This is a genomic window from Psychrobacter sp. 1U2, assembly GCF_051847575.1.
Map to the genome: position 1 here is coordinate 1 of NZ_JBPYDC010000230.1, position 1,348 is coordinate 1,348.

1 protein-coding gene and 1 pseudogene are annotated in these 1,348 nt (G+C 43.5%); both read left to right on the forward strand.

All coding sequences use genetic code 11. From position 1 onward, the window contains the following. Window positions 1-618: pseudogene (locus ACS8FD_RS14730) on the forward strand (exopolyphosphatase); the annotation flags it as partial. 186 nt (window positions 619-804) lie between these two features. Beyond that, window positions 805-1,348: carboxyl transferase domain-containing protein (locus tag ACS8FD_RS14735; RefSeq protein WP_439276407.1), on the forward strand; the 544-nt coding region annotated here is incomplete at its 3' end.

Genomic DNA, 1,348 nt, shown 5'->3' on the forward strand with positions numbered 1-1,348 from the left:
ATGTATGACATGCTTGGACGCTTGGCTAGTGAGGATGTCCGTGACCGTAGTGTGCTTGCATTAATCAAACGCTATTCAGTGGACAAAAAACAAGCCAGACAAGTGGTTAGAACCAGTCGCCATCTGTTCAAACAAGTTAAAGATGACTTGCAATTGACCAATGATGATGCTGACGTATTGAGACGGGCAGCATACCTGCACGAGATCGGTCTTGCGATTAGCCATAGCAGCTATCATAAGCACAGCGCTTACTTACTTGAATACTCTGACATTCCGGGATTTTCGCAAGTCGACCAAAAGCGTATGGCACAGCTGATGCTCAACCATAGACGCAAGCTTAAGAGCGATATGCTTGAGCAAACGTGTAACATTGGCGGTGATGACTTGGTCTATCTATGCTTACTACTAAGGCTTGCGGTCTTAGCGCATCGTAGCCGTAGTGAGTATGATCTACCCGACATGCGCCTTGTCATCACTGATACCAACTGCTGGCAACTTACTGTCAGTACCGACAAAAAACATTATGCATTTTTATTTTCAGACCTTTATGTAGAGATTGAGCAGTTTGCAAAATGGGGTATTAAGCTCAGTGTTATCGAAGCTACGGCATCCGCTTAGCTGATAGGCTTTGGTTAGGCCAGTCAGCCAAATATTTACATTACAAAAGCATTGTTAAATGCCACGGTATATAAATTGTGCTACTATAAGTTTTATTGAGTTTACAACTGTACTTTATTTAGCCTCAAATAAATCATGACACGTAGTATCATATAAATTATACAAAACGATAGAAAGGAAACGTCTATGAGTACCGTCTGGGATAGCGTTCAGCTTGCACGGCATGCCAAACGTCCATTATTTATGGACTATGTTAATCAGCTGTTTACAGAGTTTGATGTATTGCATGGTGATCGTGCCTATGCCGATGACAAAGCAATTGTAGGTGGATTGGCCCGTTTGGATGGTATGCCAGTCATGGTCATTGGACAACATCGTGGTCGTAGTACGCGTGAGCGCATTGCTCATAACTTTGGTATGGCAAACCCTGAGGGTTATCGTAAAGTCATACGTTTGGTAAAGATGGCGGAGCGTTTTAATATTCCCGTAATGACCTTTGTCGACACGCAAGGTGCATACCCTGGTATTGGTGCCGAAGAGCGTGGGCAAGCGCAAGCGATAGCAGAGAGTATTGCTGTATTTTCGAGTTTAAAAGCGCCTATTATTGTTACTATCATCGGTGAAGGCGGCTCAGGCGGTGCATTGGCCATTGGGGTCGGTGACAAAGTAAATATGCTACAAAACAGTATTTATTCCGTTATTTCTCCTGAAGGCTGTGCTTCAATCTTAT